Below are 24,701 nucleotides of genomic sequence, written 5' to 3'. Positions count from 1 at the left end.
GGGCTAACGACGTGAACTTCAACATCACTGCGCTTGTCCCGGAACTGTTCTTCCTCTGTCTGGTCCTGGCCCTCATGGTCCAGTCGCTGGGCAACAGGGAGTGGAAACCGCCCGTCGAGCGGTGGTTGCCCTTTGGCGCCTGCGCCGCCTTCTTCGTGACCATCACCGGCTTCCACCTGCACGGAACCATGTTCTGGGATGTCTACAAAGTGGACCTCATGTCCCAGTTCTTCAAGATCGTCATCACCTTCGGCTTCTACGTGGTCGTGCTCAACGCCTCGCGCCAGCCGACCCTGGAGGAGGGCAAGCGGGCGGACTACTACATGTTGCTCGGCTTCTCCACCCTGGGCCTGATGATGCTCGCCTCCTCCGTGGAGCTGATCACCATCTACCTGGCCCTGGAGCTGGCCTCCTACTCCATGTACGCGGTCATCCCGCTGCGCGCCAAGGACAAGGGCGCGGCCGAAGCGGGCATCAAGTACATCATGTTCGGCGCGGTCGCCACGGCCCTGGCCCTGTACGGCTTGTCCTACATCATGGCCACCCAGCACACGACCTACATCGCCGAGCTCATGAACAAGTCCTGGTCCTTCGCCGACCAGCCCATGGCCGTTGTGGGCCTGTCGCTCTTCCTGGGCGGCATGTTCTTCAAGCTGGCCCTGTTCCCGTTCCACTTCTGGTGCCCGGACGTCTATCAGGGCGCCAGCAACGAGACCGCCGCGTTCGTGGCGACCATGCCCAAGATGGGCGCCATCGTGGTCCTGTGCCGGTTGGCCGTGCTGCTCAAGCCCGGCCTCGAAATCACTACCATCCTGGCGGTGCTCGGCGCCTGCTCCATGACCTACGGCAACCTGGCGGCCCTGGCCCAGACGGACATCAAGCGACTGCTCGGGTTCTCGTCCGTGGCCCACGCCGGGTACATCATGGTCGGCCTGGTCTCGGGCACGCCCGAGGGACTGGGCGCGGCCGCCTTCTACGGCATGGCCTACCTGGTCATGAACCTGCTCGTGTTCTGGATCGTCAGCCGTGTGGCCAGTGACGGCCGCAACCTCAAGCTGACCGACCTGAACGGCCTGTACAAGAAGGCTCCGGTCCTGGCGTTTTCGCTGGCCGCCGGCGCGTTCGCCCTGGTGGGCCTGCCGCCGACCATGGGCTTCATGGGCAAGTTCTTCCTGATCACCTCTGCCTGGGATCACGGCTACAACTGGCTGGTCATCACCCTGGTGGTCAACTCGGCCATCGCCATCTACTACTACCTGTCCCTGTTCCGGCACGCCTTCACCGAAGAGAAGACGCCCACCCAGGTGGCCCCGCCCGACAACGGCTGGTTCGCCTCGGCCGGAGCGGGCATGCTGGCCGCCGCCGTGCTGCTCATCGGCATGGTCCCGGCCCCCCTGTTCAACTTCGCCATCAACGCGGGCAAGACCCTGTACGGCATCACCGTCACCTTTGCGGGCGGCGGGCACTAGAACAGGCTGCACAAACCAATGAAAAGGGCGGAAGCACGGCTTCCGCCCTTTTTTTTCGCGGCGGCCGAGTCGCCGAGGTTTTCCGGGCGGGGCGATTGACCGGGCGGGGAGGGCGGTCTACAACATGGGGGCTGTACCGTCAGGCGGATGGGTATGTTGCGGGAAGTGCGTCGAGGGAGCGCGACCCGCCCGGCTCGGGAAAATTCGTGCTATCATTCTAAATCACACAGGAAGACCGCCCATGCGCATTCAATCCCTGAAACTGGCCTATTTCTCTCCCACCGGAACCACCGCGTCCGTGGTCCGCGCCATGGCGCGCGGCCTGGACTACGCCGTTGCCGAGGAGGTGGACATCACCCTGCCCGAGGCGCGGCAACAGCCGCTGCAGGCTGCGGCCGACGACTTGCTCGTGGTCGCGACCCCGGTCTACGGCGGACGCATCCCCATGCTCCTGGAGCCGTGGCTGCGCTCCCTGCGACTGGACCGGACGCCCGTGGCCTGCGTGGTCATGTTCGGCAACCGCGCCTTCGAGGACGCCCTCATCGAACTGACCGACCTGGTCATGGCGCAGGGCGGCGTGGTCGTGGGCGGCGCGGCCTTCATCGGGGAGCATTCCTTCTCGAACGAGGCGTATCCGGTGGCGGTGGCCCGGCCCGACGCGGAGGACCTGCACCTGGCCGAGACGTTCGGCCGCAAGGTTCGCGAGATTCTGGACGGGCTCGCCTCCGTGGACGAGGCCGCCGAACCGGCCATCCCCGGCGACCGCCCCTACAAGGAGCGGAAAAAGGGCGGTCCCGTGGACTTCATCGCGGTCGGCGACAGCTGCGTCCAGTGCGGCACCTGCGCCGAGCATTGTCCGGTCGGGGCCATCAGCGCGGACGACTACACCAAAACCGATGCCGAAAAGTGCATCAAGTGCTGCGCCTGCATCAAGGTCTGTCCGGAAAACGCCCGGACCACCAAGCCGGGCAGCCCGATAGAGGGCTTCGCCAAGTGGCTGAACGAGAACTGCGGCGAGCGCAAGGAGCCCGTGTACTTCTTCTAGCCCCGTGACGGGAAATCCCCCGGCCCGGCGCGCCCGCCGGGTTGCGCCGGGCCGGAAGGGGATTTATGTTGGAGGAAAGGGAGGGATTCCATGCACGAATCGAGTCTGGGCGGCACGCTCCGCGACTATCTTTCCGGCGAGGAGATCGACGAGACCACCTTCGAGGAATTTCGCCAGCTCCTGGCCCGCCTCCTGGTGGAGGAGAAGGGCTACCCCAAGGACCGGCTCAAGGCCAAGGTCCCGCTCAAGTACTGCGTGGAAGGCGAGGAGTTCGAGCGGATCATCGACTTCGTGCTCTACGACGGGCAGGGCGTGCCCGTGTTCCTGGTCATGTTCTGCGCGGGCGACGTGAGCACCTTCGAGCGCGAGACGGTCTGCGCGGCCCGGCTCATCGACGGCGGCCCGGTGCCGTATGCCCTGGTCACCGACACCATGGACGCCACCCTGCTCGACGTGCGCAGCGGTGACGAGGTGGCGCGCGGCATGAACGCCGTGCCCGATTTCGACCGTCTCGAAAAGATGGTCGCCGCGGCCGAGGTCAAACCTCTGACCGCCGAACAGCGCGAAAAGCAGACCCGCGTCTTCCACACATACTGCGGCTTCGTCTGTGGCGATCACTGCGAGTGCACGCTGCCGCCCATGCCGACCTTTCCGCTGAAGAAGTAGGGCGCCGTGCGCAAATCGGGAGAGAAGGTGGGCGTTGCCGCCGCAAGCGGGGAAATCGTCGTCGGACGCTCCCTGTCCGTGGCCAAGCGGGTCTTCCTGGTACTGGAATGCGCCCTCGAGCTGTTCATCCTGTGGTCCATGCTCCTGAACCGGCAGAACGTGGGCTGGTACCCGGTCAAGTTGCCGTTCTTCTACTGGCTGGCCGTGTTCATGGGCGTCTATTGGATCGCCCACGGCGGCTGGCTGTTCTACACCGGCCTTTCTCCAATCCCGCAGATCGAGACGAGTCTTGATGGCGTCCGGTTGTTCTGCCTGGTCCGCTTCAGCACCCCGTGGGAGAACATCAAGGCCATCGAACCCGCCTCGACCGCGTACATCGGCCCCGGCCGGAACGTGCTTCCCGGCAACATCCTTCCATACGGGCCCACGCCCGTTTCCGGCCGCCCATCTCCCGGACCCGGCGGTATGTGTCCGTGGAACTGGCCGATCCCGGCAAGGTGACCTTCTACAGCCCGCTGCATCGGCTGGTCTTCCGCTTCCAGATGTTCAAGAACCACTATAAATACAGCCTGAAACATTGCCCGGACCCCGAGGCTGTCACCCTGCGCCTGCAACCGCGCTGGCGGGACGCCCTGGACCAGACGCGAGAAAGCCGGGCCTAGGCCCGGCTTTCTCTTTTTCAAAGAGAAGGTTGAAGGGGATCAATCCACGAACACGATGCACCCTTCGGGGCAGGCATTCATGATGTCGCGCACCTCGTCCTCGGTGACCTCGGATCTGCTCACATAGGGCATATCCAGGGCCTCGTCCCATTGAAACACGTCCGGGTTGAGGTCGATGCACCCCTGGCAGGAGCGGCAGTCCCCCAACTCGATGGCCACTTCACGAAGCTTGGTACAGGTATTGGTGTTGCTCATGGTTAGATAATAGTAACCATTATCTAAAATGGCAAGCATATTCGCAACGCGTCGGGGGGGGGCGACCACTCTGAAATATGAGCGGATATCTGCACGGTAAACCGCGTCCGCACGCCACCCGCGAAGCGGCGATAAAAAGTTTGGAAGGAGAGTTCAGAGGGGAAACTTTTTCAAAAGGTTCCCCTCTGGCCGCCGGAGGCCTTCCGCCTTCCGCGTGCGGATGGCCCGCTATCGGAAGCCGCTACACGTTAAATCGAAATTCTATGATGTCGCCGTCCTGGACGATGTATTCCTTGCCCTCCAGGCGCGCCTTGCCCGCTTCCTTGACCTTCTTGAAGTCGCCGTAGGCCAGGAAGTCGTCGAAGCCGATGACCTCGGCGCGGATGAACCCCTTTTCGAAGTCCGTGTGGATCACGCCCGCGGCCTGGGGCGCGGTGGAGCCCGCGCGCAGGGGCCAGGTGCGGCACTCGTCCTCGCCCGCCGTGAGGAAGGAGATGAGCCCGAGGAGGCGGTAGGTCTTGTTGATGACCTTGTCCAGCGCGGATTCGGTGATGCCCAGGTCGCTCAGGAATTCGGCCTTTTCCTCGGGGTCCTCGATCTCGGCCAGCTCGCGTTCGAGCTTGGCGGCCACGGCCATGTGGGCCATGCCCGGCGCGTCCTCGGGCAGGGCTCGGTCCGCCTCCTCGCCCTCGGCGCAGTTCCAGACGTAGAGGATGGGCCGGGCGGACAGGAACTTGAACCCCCGCAGCTCGGGCAGGGCGGCCAGTTCCGGGTCCGCGCGCAGGGGACGCTCCTCCTCGAGCAGGGCGAGCGCCCGCTTCAGGGCGGCCTCCTCCTTGGGGTCCACCAACGCCTTGTTCTTCTTGCCGTCCGCGGCCAGCTTTTCCAGCCGCTTCTCGATGACCGCCATGTCGCTGACCATCATGTCCGCCTCCATGGCCTGCCACTGGCGCTCAGGATCGTTCATGCCCGAGAAGCCGTCGAGCACGCCGATGAAGCTGTCGTAGGGGCGCACCTCGTTGAGCACGCGCTCGCCGAGTCCCGCGCCCTTGCCGCCCCCGCCCGGGATGTCCAGGTACTCGATCTCGCTGTAGGTCACCTTTTTCGGGTGGAAGAGGGCGATGAGCGGGTCCAGCCGGGCGTCCGGGACCTTGACCATGGCCCGGTTGCCGGCGGCGGCCGCCTCGGGGCCCGCCAGGGCGGCGAACAGATCGGTCTTGCCGGAGCCGGAGAAGCCGAAGATGGCGGTTTTCATGTCTTTCTCCTTTGCGAAAGCGGGTGTTCGGCGGTTGGCCCGAAAAGGGGCTCGGCGGAAGGTACCAGCAATCGGCGGGAATGCAAAGACGGGGGCGGCCTGCAAACCGTTGAAGGCGGGCCGGTTTTCCCTTAGGGTGCCTGACATGCACAAGACGAGGAACATCTTTCTCATCGGGCCGCGCGCCTGCGGCAAGACCAGCGTGGGCCGGGCCCTGGCCGAGCGGCTGGGCATGGACTTCGTGGACACGGACCACGCCTTTGTGGAGGCCGTGGGCATGGATATCGCCGCCTTTGTCGCGGCCAACGGCTGGGAGGCCTTCCGCGACGAGGAGGCCGCGACCCTGGCCCGCGAGGCCGCGCCCGGCGGCCGGGTCATCGGCTGCGGCGGGGGCATGGTCCTGCGCGCGGAGAACCGGGCCGTGCTGGCCGAGGGCATCGTCCTCTACCTCCGGGCCGAGCCCGAGGAGCTGGCCCGGAGGCTTGCGGCCGATCCGCTCGAGGGGCAGCGCCCATCCCTGACCGGCAAGTCCGTGGCCGACGAGGTCCGCGAGGTCCTGGCGGCGAGGGCCCATCTGTACGAGCAATGCGCCCACCGGATCATCGAGGGCAGCGACCTGGCCGGGACCGTGGAAGCGGCCCACCGGGCGGTGCAAACTCTTTTCTGAGCGTTTTTGACAGGTTGGGCCGTCAGGCATATAAGCGTGGAGAACCATGCGCACTAAAGTCTTTTCGCCGTACTGGATGCCTGTCTGGTTCTTCGCCGGGGCCATCCTCATCGGCACACTCATTCTGCACCTGGACGTGAGCCATCCCGGCGGCCCGCTGTCCTTTGTGGACGCCCTGTTCACGGCCACCTCGGCCATGTGCGTCACCGGGCTGGCCGTGGTGGACACCGGCACCTATTTCTCGACCCTGGGGCTGGACGTCATCCTGGTCCTCATCCAGCTCGGCGGCCTGGGGATCATGACCTTCACCACCCTGATCATCCACCTGCTCGGGCATCACGTCTCCCTGACCGACCGGCTGGCCGTGGGCCAGTCCCTGCTGCACGACCCGTCCTTCAGCCTGCCCCGGTTTCTCATGCGCGTGGTGGCCTGGGCCTTCTCCTTCGAGGCCCTGGGCGCGCTCTGCCTGTGGTTTCTGGACCCGGTGGGCTTCGGCCCGTATTCGGCGGTCTTCCACTCGGTTTCGGCCTTCTGCAACGCCGGGTTCTCCCTGTATCCCGATTCCCTGACCCGCTGGGCCGGGGACGGCGGGGTCAACTCGGTCTTCATCGTGCTTATCACCGCCGGAGGCCTAGGCTTCTACGTGCTCAACGAGTGCGGCATCCTGATCTGGAACGCCCTGTTCAAGCGCGGGGGCCGCAAGAGCGGACGGCCGCGCATGAGCTGGCACACGGCCATCGTGCTCAAGACCTCCCTGGCCCTGGTGGTGGCCGGGACCGTGGTCATCTTCGTGGCCGAGGGCGCCGCGGGCAACGCGCCGGACAATTTTCTCGAGCACTTCTGGAACGCCCTGTTCCAGTCCGTGACCTGCCGCACGGCCGGGTTCAACACCGTGGACATCGGCGGCATGACCAACGTGTCCCTGGCCTTCATGATGGTCCTCATGTTCATCGGCGGGTCGCCGGGTTCCTGCGCGGGCGGCATCAAGACCACCTCCTTCCGCGCCCTGGTGGGCTTCATCTGGGCCGAGTTTCGGGGGTGGGAGCAGGTGCGCATCGGGCGCTTCGCCCTGGACCAGAAGGCCATGAACAAGGTCGTCTCCCTGGTGACCATGAGCCTCCTGCTGGTGGGCGTGGGGACCATGATCCTGACCTCTCTGGAGAGCGGGGACAGCTCCTATCTCATGGCGCGCGGCGAGTTCATCGCCGACATGTTCGAGTCCATTTCCGCCTTCGCCACCGTGGGGTTGTCCACGGGCATGACCCCGCTCCTGGACGACTTCGAGCGGGTCACGCTCATCGTGCTCATGTTCGTGGGCAGGCTCGGGCCCATCTGGATGCTTTCGGCCCTGCAGAGCTGGCAGACCGAGCGGCGCTTCAAGGTGCCGACCGCCACGCTGCCCTTCGGCTAGATCGACAAGGAGAATCGTATGCCTGCAAAAAAGGAAATCGCCGTCATCGGGCTGGGGAAGTTCGGCTACGCCCTGGCCAAGGCCCTGGCCGACCTCGGCCATTCCGTGGTCGGGGTGGACATCAACCCCGAGTACGTGCGCCGGGCCCAGGACATCATTGCCCAGGCCTACGAAGCGGACGCCACGGACGAGAAGATGCTCAGCCAGATCGGCATCAAGGATCTGGACCGGGTCATCGTCTCCACCGGCGACTCCATGGAGGCGTCCATCCTGGTGGTCCTGAATCTCCAGGCTGCCGGGGTCAAGAACATCTGGGTCAAGGCCATCAGCGAGGCCCACGAGCGGGTGCTCTACAAGCTCGGCGTGCCCTTCGTGGTCTTTCCCGAGGCCTTTGTGGCCGCCCAGATGGCCAACCGGCTGACCGCGCCGGGGCTGCAGGAGTATTTCGGCCTGGGCAAGGACGTGGCCGTGCGCGAGATCATCGTGGACAACTGGATCGGCAAGACCCTGCGCGATCTGGACCTGACCAACAAGTACCAGGTGCAGGTCATCGCCTTCCGGCTGGCCGGGGATTCGGAGTTCCACTTCGTGCCCCAGGCGGACAGGGCACTCAAGGCCGGGGACGTCCTGGTCCTCCTCGGGCGCACCGAGGACATCATGCGGGTCGATAAATTTTAGGGAGCAATCATGAGCGGCAACACCTTCGGGCAGATATTCCGGCTGACCACCTTCGGCGAATCCCACGGCGCGGGCCTGGGGGGCGTGGTGGACGGCTGTCCTCCGGGCATCCCCCTGGACGAGTCCATCATCCAGCGCGAACTGGACCGGCGCAGGCCCGGCCAGGGCGGGCTGGCCTCGACCACCCGCAACGAGCCGGACCAGGTCCGGCTCCTGTCCGGCGTGTTCGAGGGCAGGACCACGGGCACGCCCATCGGCTTTTTCGTGGAGAACACCAACCAGCGGTCCCACGACTACTCCAAGATCAAGGACGTGTTCCGGCCGGGGCACGCGGACTTCAGCTACCACGCCAAATACGGGTTCCGCGACTACCGGGGCGGCGGGCGGTCGTCCGGCCGCGAGACCGTGTCCCGCGTGGCGGGCGGGGCCATCGCCCAGGAGCTGTTGCGCCTGGAGGGCATCTCGATTCACGCCTACACCGTGGAGTTCGGCGGCATCCCGGCCGAGGTCAGGGACATCGAGGGGGCCCAGGACCGGCCGTATTTCAGCCCGGACCCGGACATCGTCGAGACCTGGAACGAACGGGTCATCGCGGTCCGCGACGACGAGGACACCCTGGGCGGCGTGGTCGAGGTCCGGGCCACTGGACTGCCCGCCGGGCTCGGCGAGCCGGTCTTCGGCAAGTTCGACGCGCGCATAGCCGCGGCGTTCATGTCCGTGGGCGCGGTCAAGGGCGTGGAGATCGGTTCGGGCATGGCGGCCGCGCGCAAACTCGGCAGCGAGAACAACGATCCCATCACCCCGGACGGATTTTTGTCCAACAACGCGGGCGGCATCCTCGGCGGCATCTCCTCCGGCCAGGACGTGGTGGCCCGGGCCTACGTCAAGCCCATTGCCTCCATCCTCCAGGAACAACAGACCATCACCACCACGGGCGAGCCGACCTTCATCATGGTCGGCGGCCGCCACGACATCAGCGCCATCCCGCGCATCAACCCGGTGCTCAAGGCCATGATGGCCCTGACCATCGCGGACCTGCTGCTCCTCGACCGGCGACTGGGCGTGCGCGACTAGCGCCGGAAAGACATCATGAAAGGAAAGGGCCGGCGTACTCAGTGCGTCGGCCCTTTCCTCTTGCGCAGCATAAAAACCCGCGCCAAAGGCGCCAAAGAGGGATGCAAGGGGGTGAACCCTTGCCCGCCGGAGGCGACAAATCCGCAGGACAGCGGATTTGGACCGCGCCTGATAAGGCGCGACCCCGAAGGGGTGAGCCCCAGGACGGGGCGAATCAAATCACCCGTCCACCGCCGCGAAGCGGCTTTCCAACCCTGATTTTTACGTAAGCTGCCGCTCGGCCCTGATCCCCGAAAAGAAGAACAGCACCAGGGCGGTGACGGCGCCGAGGGTGTCGCAGAGCATGTCGGACTGGGCGTCCCAGATATCGCCCTGGGAGCCGAGGAATTCGATGCCCGCCTCGCCGCCCGCGGTCACGGCGTACCACCATTCGATGATCTCGTAGCCCGCGGCCAGGGCCATGATGGCGAACAGGCCGAAGAGGTAGGCGACCACGGGCCGGGCCAGGTTTTTGCGGATCAGCAGTTCGGCGATGGGGAAGGCGTAGAAGCCGATGGAAAAGTGGCCGACGCGGTCGAAGTGGTTGCGCTCGAAGCCGAACAGGTCGGTGACGAAGCCGAAGGGCACGTTGGCGAAGGTGTAGTGGCCGCCGATGGTGTGCAGGACCAGCCAGCAGGCCATGAGCACGTAGGCCAGGTTGGAGAAGCGGAAGAGCGGGTAGGTCGCGACCAGGACCAGGTAGACGGCCATGATCGGGATGTTCTCGGCCCACCACACGTCGCGCATGACCGGGTTCACGGCCATGATCGCCCAGAAGACCAGGAAGGCGGCGGCCAGGGCGGGAGGGAACCAGCGGGCCGGGGCGGATTCGTTGTTCATGGGCTACTTGAGCTTTTTCAGGCGCACGGCCGTGCCGTAGCAGGAGTAGTACTTGTCGCCCTCGGGGTGGAAGGCCACGGTCTCGCGGTAGCCCACGATGGCGTCCGCGTTGACGTCCACGGCCTGGGCCATGAGCCCGTAGAAGGCGTTGTCGAAGACGTAGCTGCGGCAGACGATGAGCCCGAAGGCGGACTGGATGTCGCGGCCCGGCACGGTCTCGGTGGTGACGATCTTCATCTTCCCGGCCATGTAGATGTCCTTGGCCAGGGTCAGCCGGTGATCGGTGCCGACCTCGTCCCTGTCCGTGGCCTGCTTCCTGGGCGAACCGAATATGAGCGCCATGCGTCTCCCCTCTGTGAGTGGCAAAAGTTGCTGCTCACGATTTGTAGCGCACCATGCGGCAGGGGGCAACCCCTTGGAATACGGACAGGACAGGCAAGGGGACCGGCGCGGGGCCGGTCCCCGGTCGGCGGCTATTTGTCGGCGAAGGTCCGGAAGACCAGGCCGATGGTGGCCATCTGGGCGGCGTAGGCCGTGCCCTCGAATATCTGCGGATCGGTCCAGCCCGCCGCGCGCACCGTGTCCACGTCGGCTTGGGTCACGTCGTCCGGCTCCCGGACCGCCTTGGCCGCAAAGGCGAGCAGGGCCGCCTCCTTGGGCTCGAAGGCCCTGGCCGGGTCCGTGGCCAAGGCATCGAGTTCGGCCTCGGTCAGCCCCATGGAGGCCAGCAGCCCCCGGTTGAAGGTGGTGCAGAAACCGAAGCAGGCCGTGGACGCCCCGATGTAGCGCAGGGCGGCCAGCAACTCGGGCGAATAGGCTTCGTCCTGCATGTAGTCCCCGGCAATGGCCATCTGCCGGGCCAGGTAGCGCGGGCTCGCGCTGTACAGCTGGATGGGGTCGGGCACGGCAATGTGCGCGGGGAACGCGGAATACATCTTTTGCACCAGACCTTCGGCCTGCTCGGGCCGGACGTAATCGATCATGAACATGGTCAGCTCCTTGGATTTGTAGTAGACCGGTCGTCTACAAGTTGGGTACACAAAAGCCGCCGTGGGCGCGGGGCCGTGTCGGCGGCTACTTCAGCACGTTGTTGAAAATGAACCGGGAGAAGAGCTTGAGCGGCTCGCCGTCCTTGGTGACCTTCATGCGGATGATTGCGCCGTGCCAGGCCTCGACCAGGAAGATGGCCGTCTCCCGCGTGTTCGTGTCGGCAGGGATTTCCCCTTGGGCTTTTGCCCTGTCCAGAATGGCCGCCAGGCTTGAGGACATGCCGTCCATGGCCTGGACCAGCCGGACGCGGAACGGTTCGCTCAGGTCGCTCATCTCCTGGGCCAGGTTGCCGATGGGGCAACCCCTCGTGTAGCCGTGGGCGGCGAAGTGTGCGGCGAACCCGTCGAATATCTTCCGCAGTTGTCCGAGGGGCGTCAGGCTGGAGTCGTTCAGGGCGGCGTCGATGATCCCCCGGAACATGGCCCCGAAATGGTTGACCATCTCGATGCCGAACGCCTCCTTGCTGTCGAAATAGAAGTAGAACGACCCCTTGGGCACCCCGGCGGCGCGCAGGATGTCCTTCAGCCCGGTGTTGTTGAACCCCTGCCGGTGCACCAATTCGGCTCCTGCTTCCAGAATTCGCTGTCTCGTGTCTTCGCTCATAGGCGTGTAATAGACCGGTCGTCTAGCAATGTCAAGCGGGATGTCGGGAGGCGGCTTCCGATAGCGGGCCATCCGCACATTTTTCCTGGTGGGCTTTCATCCTCACGTAGGCGGCTACGCTGCGGTGAAAGCCCCCCAGGAGAAAATGCACGGCTGACCCACTCTCGAAAGCCTAGTGCTAGCGCGGGGGAAGAGCCGTTGTCGGGTGCTGCGCACTCGAATCGCTCCAGGAAAGAGAAGAGAGGGCTTCCGTTCGGTTTGTTGGGCGGGGGCCGTGAGGGTGCACCCCACACCGCGAAGCGGCGGTAAAAAAGTTTAGGAAGGTGAGGGGGATGGGGGGCCGGGGAAGGGGAGAGGGAAGCCTTTCAAAGGGTTCCCCTCTCCCCCTTCCCCCGGCCGCCGGAGGCGACAAAAAAGGCGGGCCGGTGCAGCCGGTCCGCCTTTTGGGGGGGGGCAAGGGCGTGGCTTACGGGGTGACGGTCATGAGGTAGGCCTTGTCCGGGGTCAGGTACTGGGTGACCGTGGCCTGGATTTCGGCGGGGGTGACGGTCTGGGCCCGTTGGATGAGCTGCTGTTCGTAGTCGAGGTCGAAGCCGCGCGCCTGGAGGCTGGCGGCCTCGCGGCTGCGGGAGAGCAGGGACTGGTGGTCCTGGTAGTAATCGCCGGTCAGGATGTTCCGGGCGCGGTCGATCTCGTCCTGGGGCAGCGGCTTGGCGGCCAGGTCGGCTAGGACCTTCTTGAAGCCGGTGATGGACTGGTCCACCTTGTCCGGGCCGGTGCCGATGTACAGGGCCATGAACCCGGTGTTGCGGCTCTGCCAGAGCATGGCCGTGACCGTATAGGCCAGGCCCTGCTTGTCACGCAGGTCGCGGAAGAGCAGGCCGGACTGGCCCGCCAGGGCGGCGCGCAGCAGTTCGAGCTTGGCCGAAGCCTCCTGGTCGGTCTTGCCCGGGGTGGGGAAGACCATCAGGACGTGGGCCTGGTTGCGCTCGGCCAGGTGCAGGGAGTCTTCGCGGACAGAGCCCCATTCCGGGGTGGTGAAGGCGTACTCGCCGGTGGGCGCGGTCAGGGTCTTGGCGATGTTCGTGGCGAACGTTTCCATGGCCGCCTGATCGAACTGGCCGCACACGGCCAGGGTGAACGGGTGCATGGACTGGCGGCCCCAGAAACGGATGATGTCCGAGGAGGTGAAGCGCTCGACGCCCTCGGGGGTGCCCTGGTGGAGCAGGGCGTAGGGGCCGGTCTTGTATAGGAACGGGAAGAGGTGGCGGAAGGCCAGGCCGAGCGGGCGGTCCTCGCTCTGCTTGATGGTCGCTATCTGGTCCTGCTTGGCGCGTTCCACTTCGGTCTCGTTGAAGGCCGGTCCGGTCAGGGTCTGGCCGATGACCGGCAGGACCTGGTCCGTGAACCGGGTGGGGAATTTGGCCTCCAGGGCGAAGACGTTGCGCCCGGCGGTGGAGCCCAGGCTGGCCGCGTGGTCGGACAGGAAGTCCTGCAACTCGGTGGCGGACATCTTGAGGGTCCCGCGCGTCAGGGCCGCGGCCGTCAGGGCCGCCAGCCCCTGCTGGGACGGGTCGAGTTCGCCGTCGCCGCCGGTCCAGTACATGGACATGGCCGTGTACGGCAGGGTGTCGTCGGGAAGCAGGATGAGCGTGGAGCCGCCGGGCAGGGCGATCTCGGCCGGGCCCGTGGCCTGTGTCGCGGCCTGCCGGGCCTCGGCGGCCTTGCGGGAGGGCCAGTTGGCCTTGGTGATGCCGGTCAGGGCGTCGGCCGAGACCGGGGCGTCCTCGGGGGTGAGCACGGCCAGGGCCAGCCGGTCGGGCCGGATGTATTCGTCGAACAGCCGCTTGAGCTCGTCGCGGTTCACCTGGCTCAGGGCGAAGAGGTAGTTCTTCTCGGCCTGTTCGCCGCTGTCCAGGAACTGGAAGTAGCCGAGCTTCCCGGCCAGACCGGACAGGGTCTCCTTGGCCAGGAACAGGGAATTTTCGAGGTTCAGGCGGGCGCGCTCGATCTCGCGGTCGGAGAAGTCCGCCGGGTCGAACCCGGCCATTTCCTTGTTCAGTTCGGTCCAGAACTCATCCACCTTGTCCGCGTCGAGCACGGCGTGGACGTAGAGCATGCCGCCGCGCTCAAGGGACAGCGGCGAGACCGAGATGTCGTCCACCAGCTGCTTGTCGTACTTGAAGGTCCGGTAGAGGCGCGAGGTGTCGTCGCCGCCCAGGAGCTGGCAGAGCATCTCCAGCCCCGGAATCTCGGCCGAGGTCCCGTAGGGGATGGGGAAGGCCGCGCCCATGTAGACCTTGTTCCACTTGCCGGTCAGCTTGACCACCCTGGGGCCGTCGCCCGCCTCGGGCACGGGCAGGGGGGCGGGCGGGGTGAAGGAGCGGGTGTTCCTGAGGGATCCGACGAGCTGGTCGGCCTCGGCCAGGATCTGGTCCGGATCGACCTTGCCGACCACGGCCAGGAGCATGGACTGCGGCTGGTACCGGGTGGCGATGTAGTTCTTGATCTGCGGCCGGGTGATGCCCGCCACGGTGTCGCGGAAGCCGATGATCGGCCACTCGTAGCTGGTGTCCTTCCAGACCATGGACTGGAGGGTCTTGAACAGCTTGCTGGTGGGCGTGTCCTCGCCGCGTTCGAGTTCCTCGAGCACGACCTTCTTCTCGCTCTCCAGCTCCTTGGGGTCGATGGTCTGGTGGAAGGCCATGTCCGTGACCACGTCCATGCCGAGCTTCCACTGGGTTTCCGGGACCTCCACGTAGTAGACCGTGTAGTCGAAGCTGGTGGCCGCGTTCAGGCTGCCGCCCACGGACTCGATCTGGCGGGCGGTCTCGCCCGGACCGCGCTTGTCCGTGCCCTTGAAGACCATATGCTCGAGCAGGTGGCTGATGCCCGCGATGTCGGGCGTCTCATAGGCGCTGCCCGCGTGCACGTAGAGGCGGACGTTGACCAGCGGGAAGCGGTCGTCCTCCTTGATGAGCACGGTCAGGCCGTTCTTGAGCCGGACGATGTGCGTGGCCGCCTGGTCGGAACCGTCCAGGGAGGGAAGGGCGGCCGCCTTGGCGGTCGTCGGGGCCGGGGTCGGGACGGTTTCGGTGCGTTTATTCATAGTTGCGGTTTGACAGGCTGCAAGGATCAGCGCGAGCCCTGTCAGCAATATCAGTTTTCGGATCATGGATACGACTCCATCGTGTTGGTCCAGCGCTCTGCCGCGCGCAGGGGATCGATTTTCGGTTTGCCCAATAGGGTAAGTCCGAATACCGGGATGGCAAGCGGGCAGAGGATTCCACAGCCGAAGCAGGGGTGCACCCTACCCGAGGCGGAGGGAAATGGAAACCGGAAAAGGCGGGGCGCGGGACGGCGGCGGAATTTTCACAAAAAAAACGGATCGGCGGAAATCCGCCGTTTGACCGTGCAATCAATGCCTTTTTCCCTGTCCCGGCGCCCCCGCGGCCGGTGGAGGAGCCGTAGAGATGGGCTTGGAGATATTGACAAATTTCTTTTTTCAAGACTACGTACTCAGATAATTGTCTAGGGTGCTTCTGTGTTCAACCAAACGGAGGAATGAATGTCCATTAGTTACGCACCAGCTGGCAAATCCGGCAAGTGGGATGGTGTGCTGGATTGGCTGCAGATGCTGTCCGGCGCCAGCCTGATTTTGTTCATGTGGTGTCACATGCTGCTGGTTTCCAGCGTCGTCATCAGTCCGAGGCTGATGAACGCCCTCGCCGAGTTCTTCGAGGCGACGTACATGGCCCAGGTGGGCGGCCCGCTCATCTTTCTCGCCTTTCTCTTCCATTTCGTCCTGGCCGCCCGGAAGATTCCCTTCCGCGCCGAGGGCCAGAAAACCATCTGGCAGCACGCCCGGATGCTGCATCACGGCGACACCTGGTTGTGGGTGGTCCAGATCGTCTCCGCCATGCTCATCCTGGTCATGGGCTCCATCCACATGTGGGTGGTCCTGACCGACCTGCCCATCACGGCGGTCAAGTCCGCGGCCCGCGTCCAGAGCGGGTTCTGGGCCGTGTTCTACCTCTTTCTGCTGCCGCTGGCCGAGCTGCACGTGGGCATCGGCTTCTACCGCATCGGGATCAAGTGGGGCTTCGTCAAGGATCGGGAGCGGGGCAAGTTCAAGCGCGGTGAGAACGTGCTGACGCTGATGTTCATCGCCATCGGCCTGATCACCCTGATCCGTTTCCTGTTCCTGAGCATCAACTAACGGAGAATTTGCCATGCAGACTATCTACACCGATTTTCTGGTTGTCGGCGCGGGTCTGGCGGGCGAGCGCGCGGCCGTGGAAGCGGCCGAGGCCGGATTCTCCGCCATCTGCCTCAGCCTGGTTCCGGCCCGGCGGTCCCATTCCTCCGCCGCACAGGGCGGCATGCAGGCTTCCCTGGGCAACTCGGTCATGGGCGAGGGCGACAACCCCGACATCCATTTCGCGGACACCGTCAAGGGGTCCGACTGGGGCTGCGACCAGGAGGTCGCCCGCCTGTTCGCGGACACCGCCCCCATCGAGATGCGCCGTCTGGCCCATTGGGGCGTGCCGTGGAACCGCGTGGTTCCGGGCAAGTCCATCTACTACAAGGGCGGCAAGCAGTTCGAGAAGGTCGAGGCCGAGGACAAGGAAGGGCTGATCATGGCCCGCTCCTTCGGCGGCACGGCCAAGTGGCGCACCTGCTATACTTCGGACGGCACCGGCCATGCGGTCATGTGCACCATGGACAACCGCTGCGCCGAGAAGGGCGTGGAGGTCCACGACAAGACCGAGGCCATCGGCCTGATCCAGGACGGGGAGACTTGCTACGGCGTGGTCGCCCGCTGCCTGCGCACGGGCGAACTGCGCGTCTACCTGGCCAAGGCGACCATGATCGCGGCGGGCGGCTTCGGGCGCATCTACCCGAACACCACCAACGCGGTCATCTGCGACGGCGGGGCGCACACCCTGTGCGTGGCCTCGGGCGTGGTGCCCATGGCGAACATGGAGGCGGTCCAGTTCCACCCCACGGGCATCGTGCCCACCGACATCCTGGTCACCGAGGGGTGCCGGGGCGACGGCGGCACCCTGCTCGACGTGGACGAGAAGCGCTTCATGAACATCTACGAGCCCGAGAAGGCCGAGCTGGCCTCGCGTGACGTGGTCTCCCGCTGGATGACCCACCACATGCGCGAGGGCCACGGCGTGAAGTCGCCCTACGGCGAGCACCTCTGGCTCGACATCCGCCACCTGGGCGCGGAGCACATCACCGGCAAGCTGCGCGAGGTCTACGAGATCTGCACCTCGTTCCTGGGCATCGACCCCATCCACCAGCTCATCCCGGTGCGGCCCACCCAGCACTATTCCATGGGCGGCGTGCGCACCAACAAGGACGGGGCCGCCTACGGCCTCAAGGGGCTGTTCGCCGCGGGCGAGGCCGCCTGCTGGGACATGCACGGCTTCAACCGGCTGGGCGGCAACTCCCTGGCCGAAACCGTGGTCGCGGGCGGCATCGTCGGCCGCAAGGTCGCGGAATACCTCGAAGGGTGCGAGACCGAGTTCAAGACCTCGCTGATCAACGACGAGGTCAGGAAGCAGCAGTCCCGCATCGACGATCTGATCGCCGGGATCAACGGTTCCGAGAACGTCTACAAGGTCCGTTCGGCCATGCAGGACGCCCTGCACAAGGGCGCGAACATCTTCCGCACCCAGGACGGCCTGGAGAAGTGCGTGGCCGCCTTGCAGGAGACGCTCATCCGGGCCAAGAAGGTCGGCCTGCGCTCCAACGGCAAGGGCGTCAATCCCGAGTTGGCCTCGGCCCTCAAGCTCGAAGGCCAGGTCCGGCTCGCCCTGATGGTCGCCTACGGCGCGCTCATGCGCACCGAGTCGCGCGGCTCCCACAACCGCGAGGACTTCCCCGCGCGCAACGACCGCGACTGGCTGACCCGCACCCTGGCCTATTGGAAGAAGCCGGAGGACACCCTGCCGACCCTCGAATACGAGCCGGCCACCACCGTGGTGGAGATTCCGCCCGGAGACCGGGGCTACGGCCACGCCGCAATCATCAGCGCCGACGACAAGAAGGAATAGACAATGTCCAGATTACTGAAATTCAATATATTCCGGTACAATCCCGAAGACGGGCAGTCCTCGCCGCACATGCAGGAGTTCGTCCTGGAAGAGACCGACGCCATGACCCTGTTCATCGCGCTGAACCGCATCCGCGAGGAACAGGACCCGTCCTTGCAATTCGACTTCTGTTGCCGGGCGGGCATCTGCGGCTCCTGCGGCATGGTCATCAACGGCCGCCCCGGCCTGGCCTGCCACACCAAGACCCGCGACCTGCCGGGCGAGATCACGCTCCTGCCCCTGCCGGTCTTCAAGCTGGTCGGCGATCTGTCCGTGGACACCGGCACCTGGTTCCGCGAGATGTACGACAAGACCGAGTCCTGGATTCACACCAACAAGGTCTTCGATCCCACGGCGCTCGAGGAGCGCATGGACAACAAGGACGCCGTGGCCATCTACGAGCTGGAGCGGTGCGTGGAATGCGGCTGCTGCATCGCGGCCTGCGGCACCGCGCGGCTGCGCGAGGACTTCATGGGTGCGGCGGCCCTGAACCGCGTGGCCCGGTTCCTCATCGACCCGCGCGACCAGCGGACCGAAAACGACTACTACGAGATCATCGGCAACGACATGGGCATCTTCGGCTGCATGGGGCTGCTGGCCTGCGAGGACGTCTGCCCCAAACATTTGCCGCTTCAGAACCAGCTCGGGTTCCTGCGACGCAAAATGGGCATCACCTCCCTGAAGCGCATCTTCAGGAAATAAGATGCCTCCGGCGGCCGGGGGAAGGGGAGAGGGAAACCCTTTGAACAGGGTTGTCCCTCTCCCCTTCCCCCGGACCCCCATCCCCTCTCCCTTCCTAAACTTTTTAGCGCCGCTGCGCGGGGAGGGGGGCGAGGGGACGGCAGCTGCACTGGTTTTTTGTATTGATCGAAAGGAAACACGTCACGCGCTCGCAGGGCTTCGAGCGAAGCGAGCGACAAAAAGTTTTGGAGAGTCCAGAGAACCTTTTTCAAAAGGTTCTCTGGTCCCGCCGAAGGCGACCCCCGGTGGGGCCGCCGGAGGCATCAACCGGAGGCAAGCATATGCGAGAGATTCAAGGTAAGGACGTGGTGGAGGCCGTGGCCGCCATGTGCATGAAGGGGAACACGGAGTTGCCGCAGGACGTGCGCGCGAAGTTGGAGCAGGCCATGGCGGCGGAGGATTCCCCGTCGGCCAAGGAGGTCCTGCGCCAGTTGCTGGAGAACGCGGACCTGGCCCTCGACACCAAGTTGCCGTTGTGCCAGGACTGCGGGCTGGCCGTGCTGTTCGTGGAGGTGGGCGACGATTGCCGGGTGGTCGGCGGCAACCTGCGCGACCTGATCAACGAGGGCGTGCGCAAGGGGTATGCCGACGGGTACCTGCGCAAGTCGGCCTGCGACCCGCTGACCCGGGCCAACACGGGCGACGGCACCCCGGCGATCATCCATTTCGACATGGTCCCGGGCGACAGGTTGAAGATCGCCTACATGGCCAAGGGCGGGGGGGCCGAGAACATGTCCCGCGTGACCATGCTCGCCCCGGCCCAGGGCTGGGAGGGAATCAAGAAGTTCGTCATCGAGCGCGTGGCCGAGGCGGGCCCGAACCCGTGTCCGCCGACCATCATCGGCATCGGCATCGGCGGGACCTTCGAGCACGCGGCCAAGATCGCCAAGCGGTCGCTTCTGCGCAAGCTGGACGACGTCCATCCCGATCCCAAGGTCGCGGCCATGGAGAAGGAGTTGGAAGAGGCCCTCAACGCGCTGGGCATCGGCCCCATGGGGCTGGGCGGCAAGACCACGGTGCTCGGCGTGAAGATCACCCTGGAGCCGTGCCATCTGGCCAGCCTGCCGCTGGCGGTCAATGTCCAGTGCCATTCCCAGCGTCACGAGGAGGTTGAACTGTAATGGCCGAATACAAGCTGAACACGCCGCTGACGGATGCGGACATCGAACCGTTGCGGGCGGGGGACGTGGTCTTCCTGTCCGGGACCATCTATTCCGCGCGCGACGCGGCCCACAAGAAACTGGTGGAGCTGCTGGACGCGGGCAAGGAGTTGCCCTTCGAACTGACGGGCTCGGCCATCTACTACGTGGGCCCGAGCCCGGCCCCTCCGGGCCGTCCCATCGGCTCGGCCGGACCGACCACCTCCTACCGCATGGACACCTACGCGCCCAGGCTGCATTCGTTGGGCATGAAGGCGTCCATCGGCAAGGGTAAGCGTTCGGACGAGGTCAAGGAGGCCATGAAAAAGTATAAGGGCGTGTACTTCGGGGCCACGGGCGGGGCGGGCGCGCTGCTGTCCAACTCCATCGTGGAATCCACGGTCATCGCCTTCGAGGAATTGGGCCCCGAGGCCATCCGGGCGATGAAAGTCAAGGATTTCCCCCTGCTGGTCATCAACGACTGTCACGGCGGCGAATTGTACGTCAAACCGAAACTTGACACTGCCGGGTAATTGATACACGAAAGGGGCGGGACGCAGGTCGTCCCGCCTCGAACGCAGACCGCTTCGAGGTGGATATAGTTCAGGATATCAGAGGTTTGTCATGGAACATGCACACTTTGAGAACGTGGATTCTCACGATAACGCCCACAAGGACGACAACATCTACACCCCGTACCCCGGTGCGGACGAGAAGTATGATGACGGTCGTGACTGGCGTCTCTACAATCCCGAGAAATATCGCGACCCGAACTGGTCACCGGACAAGGAATAAATGACAAAGGGGCCGCCGGGCCCCTTTCTCCTTTCGTGCTCGATTTCGTCCGGCGTGCCGGACCCTCCCTTTCGTTTCCTCTGCCGGGCCCGGCCCCGTTCGTCTATTCGGCGACCATCCGATCGTAGCGGCCGACCCCTTGCGGGCCGGCGGCCTTGATCTCTCTGAGCGCCTGGTTGAGGCGCGAGATGAGCTGATCGTCCGTATCGCGGCTGAAGGCGAAGTACAGGGGCTCCTCGTCGAAGGTGAAGTAGACGGTGTAGTCCTCTTCACGCATGCCCATGCCCGCAAGCAGGCAGGGTATGCCGAGTTCCGTGGCCGCGAACAGGTCCACCTCGCCGCTGTCGAGCTGGCGCAGGGCCTGGACGTGGCTCGGGCTGCGGTGCAGTCGCGTCTCTTCCATGCCTCCGGCCACCAGGATCTTCTCCGGACGGCTCCAGCGTACCGTGGCCACGCGGTAATCCTTGAGATGTGCCCTGGTGGGGATGAACAGATGGTCCCGCTTGCGGCCGATGAGCACGATCCTGGCGGTGTCCACCGGACCGACCCACTTGTACAGGTGTTCGGTCTGGGGCGTGCGCGGGGCGTTGAGCAGGATGCGTTGGGATTGCCGGGCCGCGCTTTCGGAGGCGTAGGCCCAGGGCATAAGCTTGATTTCCCGTTCGCCGATGGGCATGCCGCACATGCCCATGATCGTCGTCAGGGTGGACACCGCCATGCCTTTGACGCTCAGTCCGTAGCTCTCGGAGTAGGGCGGATAGGGCGAGGCCATGGCGATGAAACTCCCGGCCCGCGCGGAACGCGGGGCGGTCAGGCTCAGAACCAGGAACAACGTGAGGGCGATGATGCGTTTCATGATATCCTTGTGTGCTGAGTTTCCTTAACAAAACTTTCCACCTAAAGCAAAATTCGTTCCAGGCCGCACGGGCTGCCCTTGGTCCCGCGTCCGGATTTTTCGCGTGAAGGGGGCGGAAAATGTCGGAATGTGCTTGACAGAATTTTGGTAATAGTTATCTTTAGTGTGCATTGGCCGTCACCCCGGACGGAGCGTTTCCGGGCGGTGCGTGATGGCCGGACCGCATGGTACATGCATATTCTCCTCTTCTTGCCCCCTGAGGACCGGATTGATCCCCGGTCCTCTTTTTTTTGGGATTTGCGCGGCCCGCGAAGGAGGCTTCCCGCAACCGCCTTTGCCGGGCGCATCCTCTTGCAAGGGATGGCCTTTCGGAGTATCCCAAGTGGCTTGGAGGTAACATCATGTCCCAACAATTCGCCCGGAGGATGAGCACCGTTCACCGCTCGTTCATCCGGGAAATCCTGAAAGTCACGGCGGATCCGGAAATCATTTCCTTTGCGGGCGGCCTGCCCAACCCGGAACTCTTCCCCGTCCCGGCCATGGACAAGGCGGCCCACGAGGTCTTCGCGAACATCGGGGCCACCGCCCTGCAATATTCCACCACCGAGGGCGACGCGGGCCTTCGGGCGATCATCGCCGAGCGCTATGCGAAGCGCGGCCTGACCGTGGACCCGGACACCATCCTGGTGACCACCGGCTCCCAGCAGATCCTCGACCTCGGCGGCAAGATCTTCCTGGACCGGGGCGACAAGGTGGTCATTGAGCGGCCCGGCTATCTCGGAGCCATCCAGGCCTTTTCCCTGTTCGAGCCCGAATTCGTGACCGTCTCCCTGGATGACGACGGCCCGAACCTCGAGGAGCTTGAGGCGGCGTTCAAGGCCGGGGCCAAGTGCTTCTATGCGGTGCCCAACTTCCAGAACCCGTCCGGGGTGAGCTATTCCCTGGAGAAGCGCAAGGGCGTGGCCGCCCTGTGCGACCGCTACGGCGTGCTCTTCCTCGAGGACGACCCCTACGGCGAACTGCGCTTTCTGGGCGAGGACCTGCCGAGCGTCTTTTCCTTCTGCAAAACCAAGGGGCTGCTCTGCGGTTCCTTTTCCAAGATCGCCGCGCCGGGCTTCCGCATCGGCTGGGTGGTCGCTCCGCAAAAGGACATCTACGACAAGCTGGTCATCGCCAAGCAGGCGGCAGACCTGCACACGTCCACCGTGGCCCAGGCGATTATGCGCCGCTATCTCGAGACCAACGACATCGAGGCCCATGTGGCCCTTATCCGCGAGCGGTACGGCCGCCAGCGGGAGTGCATGGTCGAGATGATCGGCAAATACTTCCCGGAGGGCGTGACCATCACCCGGCCCGAGGGCGGCATGTTCCTGTGGGTGACCATGCCCGACGGCTGTTCGAGCATGGAGCTTCTGGACATGGCAGTACGGGACAAGGTGGCCTTCGTGCCCGGCAGGCCGTTCTACGTGGACGGCTCGGGCGAGAACACCCTGCGCCTGAACTTCTCCAACTCGGACGAGGCCCGTATCGAGGAGGGCATCAAGCGCTTGGGCCGGTCCATCCAATCGTTTTTGAAGTAACGCCGCGGGTGTGAGGGACGCCCGCAGCCCAGATTCCAAGGATTGATAGTATGTCTCAGCACGTTGTTGTCATCGGCGGTGTGGCCCTCGGCCCCAAGGCCGCCTGTCGTTTCAAGCGGTTGGAGCCCGAATCCCGGGTGACCATGATCGACCAGACCGCCATGATCTCCTACGGGGGGTGCGGCATTCCCTATTACGTGTCCGGCGACGTGTCGGACGCGTCCGAGCTGTCCACCACCAGCTTCCACATGCTGCGCGACCCGAAGTTCTTCAAGGAGGTCAAGGGGGTGGATGCCCGCATCCTGACCAAGGCCACGCGCATCGACCGCGAGAACAAGTGCGTGGAGGTGGAGAACGTGGCCACCGGCGAGAAGGCGTGCATCGCCTACGACAAGCTGGTCATCGCCACGGGCGCCTCTCCGCGTCGACTGGGACTGCCCGGAGAGGACCTGAAGGGCGTCAACTACGTGGCCAACCCCGGCGACGCCACACGCATCCGCGAGGCCATCTCCAAGGGCGAGGTGAGCAACGCCGTGATTATCGGTGCGGGCTTCATCGGCCTGGAAATGGCCGAGGCCTTCGCCGACATGTGGGGCGTGGAGACCTCGGTGGTGGAGATCACCGGCCAGATCATGCCCCGCCTGGTCAGCCCGACGCTCGCCACCATGGGCCGGAAGCACATGGAGGAGAACGGGATCACCTTCTACTTCGGCGAGACCGTCAAGGCCCTGGAGGGCGAGGACGGCGTGGTCAAGCGCGTCGTCACGGACAAGCGCGTGCTCGACGCCGACGCCGTGATCATCTCGGCGGGCGTCATCCCCAACTCGGACCTGGCCCGGGATGCCGGGCTGGCCGTGCACGAGCGCGGCGGGGTGTACGTCGACGAGTTCATGCGCACCAACGACCCGGACATCTATGCGGGCGGCGACTGCTGTATCGTCCGCAATCTGATCACCGGCAAGGACGCCTTCCTGCCCCTGGGCTCCATGGCCAACCGCCAGGGCCGGATCATCGGCACCAACCTGGCCGGCGGGTCGTCCAAGTTCGACGGCGTGGTCGGCTCCTTCGTGGTCAAACTCTTCGAGACCTCCATGGCGGGCACGGGAATGAGCCTGGAGTCGGCCAAGGCGGCCGGGTTCGACGCCATGTCCGTGCTGCTCATCCAGCTCGACCGGGCCCATTTCTACCCGACCAAGGAGCTGATGACCCTGGAGATGACCGTGGACAAGGCCACCCGCCGCGTGCTCGGCGTGCAGGGCTTCGGTTCCTCGGGCGACGCCATGGTCGGCCGCATCAATGCGGTGGCCGCGCTACTCAAGTCCGCCCCGACCATCGACGACGTGTCCAACATGGAGCTGGCCTATTCCCCGCCGTTCGCCGCGGCCATGGACATCCTCAACACCCTGGCCAACCTGGCCGACAACGCCCTGAACGGCATCAACCGGGGCGTGGGCCCGGCCGGGTTCAAGGAGCTGTGGGACAACCGCGACAAGGACGCCTGCTTCTTCCTGGACTGCCGGGAAAAGGGCGACGCCGACCCCTTCGTGGAACGCAACCCCGGGTGCTGGCACAACGTGCCCCAGGGCGAGATCTACGACCGGCTGGACGAGATCCCCAGGGACCGTCCCATCGTCCTGGTCTGCAACACCGGGGCGCGCTCCTACGAGGCGCAGATCATGCTCGACGACAAGGGCTACAAGGACGTGACCAACATCCACGGCGGCATGGCGGCCATCAAGAAGTACGGCGTGGACTTCTAGTCCGCCCGC

At 65.0% G+C, this 24,701-nt stretch carries 25 protein-coding genes; 17 read left to right on the top strand and 8 right to left on the bottom strand.

Annotation, left to right across the window (positions count from 1 at the left end; genetic code table 11):
• The first annotated feature begins 11 nt into the window (after positions 1-11).
• The 5 genes from DND132_RS04265 to DND132_RS04245 all read left to right on the top strand — a co-directional run bounded on the left by DND132_RS04265 (position 12) and on the right by DND132_RS04245 (position 3,842).
• Complete coding sequence (locus DND132_RS04265; protein WP_014321477.1) at positions 12-1,469, top strand: NADH-quinone oxidoreductase subunit N; 1,458 nt, start codon at positions 12-14, stop codon at positions 1,467-1,469.
• A 241-nt stretch (positions 1,470-1,710) separates the two neighbouring features.
• The gene (locus DND132_RS04260) at positions 1,711-2,514 is read left to right on the top strand and encodes an EFR1 family ferrodoxin (protein ID WP_014321476.1); all 804 of its coding nucleotides are present in this window, start codon (positions 1,711-1,713) and stop codon (positions 2,512-2,514) included.
• Positions 2,515-2,604: 90 nt separating this feature from the next.
• Positions 2,605-3,180 (top strand): type I restriction enzyme HsdR N-terminal domain-containing protein, encoded by a 576-nt coding sequence (locus tag DND132_RS04255; protein WP_014321475.1) that lies wholly within the window; start codon positions 2,605-2,607, stop codon positions 3,178-3,180.
• A gap of 6 nt (positions 3,181-3,186) precedes the next feature.
• Positions 3,187-3,681, top strand: coding sequence for a hypothetical protein (locus DND132_RS04250; RefSeq protein WP_014321474.1), 495 nt, complete (start codon positions 3,187-3,189; stop codon positions 3,679-3,681).
• Complete coding sequence (locus tag DND132_RS04245) at positions 3,654-3,842, top strand: hypothetical protein (RefSeq protein ID WP_014321473.1); 189 nt, start codon at positions 3,654-3,656, stop codon at positions 3,840-3,842. The genes DND132_RS04250 and DND132_RS04245 overlap by 28 nt, the downstream gene beginning before the upstream one ends.
• A gap of 39 nt (positions 3,843-3,881) precedes the next feature.
• On the opposite strand, the gene DND132_RS04240 is transcribed toward DND132_RS04245, so the two are convergent.
• Complete coding sequence (locus DND132_RS04240; protein ID WP_041915687.1) at positions 3,882-4,097, bottom strand: 4Fe-4S domain-containing protein; 216 nt, start codon at positions 4,095-4,097, stop codon at positions 3,882-3,884.
• Positions 4,098-4,338: 241 nt separating this feature from the next.
• Positions 4,339-5,352, bottom strand: coding sequence for a DUF933 domain-containing protein (locus tag DND132_RS04235; RefSeq protein WP_014321471.1), 1,014 nt, complete (start codon positions 5,350-5,352; stop codon positions 4,339-4,341).
• Positions 5,353-5,497: 145 nt separating this feature from the next.
• Between DND132_RS04235 and aroL the strand changes: the two genes are divergently transcribed.
• Genes aroL through aroC form a run of 4 tightly spaced genes read left to right on the top strand, consistent with a single transcriptional unit; the run spans position 5,498 to position 9,182 of the window.
• Positions 5,498-6,019, top strand: coding sequence for a shikimate kinase AroL (gene aroL, locus DND132_RS04230; protein ID WP_014321470.1), 522 nt, complete (start codon positions 5,498-5,500; stop codon positions 6,017-6,019).
• 46 nt (positions 6,020-6,065) lie between these two features.
• Positions 6,066-7,430 (top strand): TrkH family potassium uptake protein, encoded by a 1,365-nt coding sequence (locus DND132_RS04225; protein ID WP_014321469.1) that lies wholly within the window; start codon positions 6,066-6,068, stop codon positions 7,428-7,430.
• An 18-nt stretch (positions 7,431-7,448) separates the two neighbouring features.
• Entirely contained in the window at positions 7,449-8,108 is a 660-nt protein-coding gene (locus tag DND132_RS04220) for a potassium channel family protein (protein WP_014321468.1), read from the top strand.
• A 9-nt stretch (positions 8,109-8,117) separates the two neighbouring features.
• Positions 8,118-9,182 carry a chorismate synthase gene (gene aroC / locus DND132_RS04215; protein ID WP_014321467.1) on the top strand — a complete coding sequence of 355 codons (1,065 nt, stop codon included), beginning with the start codon at positions 8,118-8,120 and terminating at the stop codon, positions 9,180-9,182.
• A 261-nt stretch (positions 9,183-9,443) separates the two neighbouring features.
• Here aroC and DND132_RS04210 read toward each other — a convergent pair whose 3' ends face one another.
• The 5 genes from DND132_RS04210 to DND132_RS04190 form a co-directional block, all read right to left on the bottom strand.
• Positions 9,444-10,061 (bottom strand): DUF2238 domain-containing protein, encoded by a 618-nt coding sequence (locus tag DND132_RS04210; protein ID WP_014321466.1) that lies wholly within the window; start codon positions 10,059-10,061, stop codon positions 9,444-9,446.
• A 3-nt stretch (positions 10,062-10,064) separates the two neighbouring features.
• The gene (locus DND132_RS04205) at positions 10,065-10,403 is read right to left on the bottom strand and encodes a YbjQ family protein (protein ID WP_014321465.1); all 339 of its coding nucleotides are present in this window, start codon (positions 10,401-10,403) and stop codon (positions 10,065-10,067) included.
• Between the two features lie 131 nt (positions 10,404-10,534).
• Entirely contained in the window at positions 10,535-11,050 is a 516-nt protein-coding gene (locus tag DND132_RS04200; protein WP_014321464.1) for a carboxymuconolactone decarboxylase family protein, read from the bottom strand.
• 85 nt (positions 11,051-11,135) lie between these two features.
• Positions 11,136-11,714 (bottom strand): TetR/AcrR family transcriptional regulator, encoded by a 579-nt coding sequence (locus DND132_RS04195; protein WP_014321463.1) that lies wholly within the window; start codon positions 11,712-11,714, stop codon positions 11,136-11,138.
• Between the two features lie 466 nt (positions 11,715-12,180).
• Positions 12,181-14,889 (bottom strand): M16 family metallopeptidase, encoded by a 2,709-nt coding sequence (locus DND132_RS04190; protein ID WP_014321462.1) that lies wholly within the window; start codon positions 14,887-14,889, stop codon positions 12,181-12,183.
• A gap of 393 nt (positions 14,890-15,282) precedes the next feature.
• Here DND132_RS04190 and DND132_RS04185 point away from each other — a divergent pair, with 393 nt between their 5' ends.
• The 6 genes from DND132_RS04185 (at position 15,283) to DND132_RS18430 (ending at position 20,496) form a co-directional block, all read left to right on the top strand.
• Positions 15,283-15,933 carry a succinate dehydrogenase/fumarate reductase transmembrane subunit gene (locus DND132_RS04185; RefSeq protein WP_014321461.1) on the top strand — a complete coding sequence of 217 codons (651 nt, stop codon included), beginning with the start codon at positions 15,283-15,285 and terminating at the stop codon, positions 15,931-15,933.
• Between the two features lie 13 nt (positions 15,934-15,946).
• Positions 15,947-17,782, top strand: a complete 1,836-nt coding sequence (locus DND132_RS04180) for a fumarate reductase flavoprotein subunit (RefSeq protein WP_014321460.1) — start codon at positions 15,947-15,949, stop codon at positions 17,780-17,782.
• Between the two features lie 3 nt (positions 17,783-17,785).
• Positions 17,786-18,523 carry a fumarate reductase iron-sulfur subunit gene (locus DND132_RS04175; RefSeq protein ID WP_014321459.1) on the top strand — a complete coding sequence of 246 codons (738 nt, stop codon included), beginning with the start codon at positions 17,786-17,788 and terminating at the stop codon, positions 18,521-18,523.
• Between the two features lie 320 nt (positions 18,524-18,843).
• Complete coding sequence (locus tag DND132_RS04170; RefSeq protein ID WP_014321458.1) at positions 18,844-19,683, top strand: fumarate hydratase; 840 nt, start codon at positions 18,844-18,846, stop codon at positions 19,681-19,683.
• On the top strand, positions 19,683-20,234 hold the full coding sequence (locus DND132_RS04165) for a Fe-S-containing hydro-lyase (RefSeq protein ID WP_014321457.1): 552 nt from the start codon (positions 19,683-19,685) through the stop codon (positions 20,232-20,234). The genes DND132_RS04170 and DND132_RS04165 overlap by 1 nt, the downstream gene beginning before the upstream one ends.
• A 115-nt stretch (positions 20,235-20,349) precedes the next feature.
• Positions 20,350-20,496, top strand: a complete 147-nt coding sequence (locus DND132_RS18430) for a hypothetical protein (RefSeq protein ID WP_190275321.1) — start codon at positions 20,350-20,352, stop codon at positions 20,494-20,496.
• 103 nt (positions 20,497-20,599) lie between these two features.
• On the opposite strand, the gene DND132_RS04155 is transcribed toward DND132_RS18430, so the two are convergent.
• Positions 20,600-21,352, bottom strand: a complete 753-nt coding sequence (locus DND132_RS04155) for a substrate-binding periplasmic protein (RefSeq protein ID WP_014321455.1) — start codon at positions 21,350-21,352, stop codon at positions 20,600-20,602.
• Between the two features lie 401 nt (positions 21,353-21,753).
• Here DND132_RS04155 and DND132_RS04150 point away from each other — a divergent pair, with 401 nt between their 5' ends.
• The gene (locus DND132_RS04150; protein WP_014321454.1) at positions 21,754-22,932 is read left to right on the top strand and encodes an aminotransferase-like domain-containing protein; all 1,179 of its coding nucleotides are present in this window, start codon (positions 21,754-21,756) and stop codon (positions 22,930-22,932) included.
• Positions 22,933-22,982: 50 nt separating this feature from the next.
• Positions 22,983-24,692, top strand: a complete 1,710-nt coding sequence (locus DND132_RS04145) for an FAD-dependent oxidoreductase (RefSeq protein WP_014321453.1) — start codon at positions 22,983-22,985, stop codon at positions 24,690-24,692.
• Positions 24,693-24,701 lie beyond the last annotated feature (9 nt).

This window comes from Pseudodesulfovibrio mercurii, from assembly GCF_000189295.2.
GTDB lineage: Bacteria > Desulfobacterota > Desulfovibrionia > Desulfovibrionales > Desulfovibrionaceae > Pseudodesulfovibrio > Pseudodesulfovibrio mercurii.
This window is presented reverse-complemented; position numbering and strand designations above follow the sequence as displayed.

Excerpts from the sequence above, each read along its gene's own strand:
- DND132_RS04260 (WP_014321476.1), top strand. The coding sequence starts at position 1,711 with ATGCGCATTCAATCCCTGAAACTGGCCTATTTCTCTCCCACCGGAACC.
- DND132_RS04255 (WP_014321475.1), top strand. The coding sequence starts at position 2,605 with ATGCACGAATCGAGTCTGGGCGGCACGCTCCGCGACTATCTTTCCGGC.
- DND132_RS04240 (WP_041915687.1), bottom strand. The coding sequence starts at position 4,097 with ATGAGCAACACCAATACCTGTACCAAGCTTCGTGAAGTGGCCATCGAG.
- DND132_RS04235 (WP_014321471.1), bottom strand. The coding sequence starts at position 5,352 with ATGAAAACCGCCATCTTCGGCTTCTCCGGCTCCGGCAAGACCGATCTG.
- aroL (WP_014321470.1), top strand. The coding sequence starts at position 5,498 with ATGCACAAGACGAGGAACATCTTTCTCATCGGGCCGCGCGCCTGCGGC.
- DND132_RS04225 (WP_014321469.1), top strand. The coding sequence starts at position 6,066 with ATGCGCACTAAAGTCTTTTCGCCGTACTGGATGCCTGTCTGGTTCTTC.
- DND132_RS04220 (WP_014321468.1), top strand. The coding sequence starts at position 7,449 with ATGCCTGCAAAAAAGGAAATCGCCGTCATCGGGCTGGGGAAGTTCGGC.
- aroC (WP_014321467.1), top strand. The coding sequence starts at position 8,118 with ATGAGCGGCAACACCTTCGGGCAGATATTCCGGCTGACCACCTTCGGC.
- DND132_RS04210 (WP_014321466.1), bottom strand. The coding sequence starts at position 10,061 with ATGAACAACGAATCCGCCCCGGCCCGCTGGTTCCCTCCCGCCCTGGCC.
- DND132_RS04205 (WP_014321465.1), bottom strand. The coding sequence starts at position 10,403 with ATGGCGCTCATATTCGGTTCGCCCAGGAAGCAGGCCACGGACAGGGAC.
- DND132_RS04200 (WP_014321464.1), bottom strand. The coding sequence starts at position 11,050 with ATGTTCATGATCGATTACGTCCGGCCCGAGCAGGCCGAAGGTCTGGTG.
- DND132_RS04195 (WP_014321463.1), bottom strand. The coding sequence starts at position 11,714 with ATGAGCGAAGACACGAGACAGCGAATTCTGGAAGCAGGAGCCGAATTG.
- DND132_RS04190 (WP_014321462.1), bottom strand. The coding sequence starts at position 14,889 with ATGATCCGAAAACTGATATTGCTGACAGGGCTCGCGCTGATCCTTGCA.
- DND132_RS04185 (WP_014321461.1), top strand. The coding sequence starts at position 15,283 with ATGTCCATTAGTTACGCACCAGCTGGCAAATCCGGCAAGTGGGATGGT.
- DND132_RS04180 (WP_014321460.1), top strand. The coding sequence starts at position 15,947 with ATGCAGACTATCTACACCGATTTTCTGGTTGTCGGCGCGGGTCTGGCG.
- DND132_RS04175 (WP_014321459.1), top strand. The coding sequence starts at position 17,786 with ATGTCCAGATTACTGAAATTCAATATATTCCGGTACAATCCCGAAGAC.
- DND132_RS04170 (WP_014321458.1), top strand. The coding sequence starts at position 18,844 with ATGCGAGAGATTCAAGGTAAGGACGTGGTGGAGGCCGTGGCCGCCATG.
- DND132_RS04165 (WP_014321457.1), top strand. The coding sequence starts at position 19,683 with ATGGCCGAATACAAGCTGAACACGCCGCTGACGGATGCGGACATCGAA.
- DND132_RS04155 (WP_014321455.1), bottom strand. The coding sequence starts at position 21,352 with ATGAAACGCATCATCGCCCTCACGTTGTTCCTGGTTCTGAGCCTGACC.
- DND132_RS04150 (WP_014321454.1), top strand. The coding sequence starts at position 21,754 with ATGTCCCAACAATTCGCCCGGAGGATGAGCACCGTTCACCGCTCGTTC.
- DND132_RS04145 (WP_014321453.1), top strand. The coding sequence starts at position 22,983 with ATGTCTCAGCACGTTGTTGTCATCGGCGGTGTGGCCCTCGGCCCCAAG.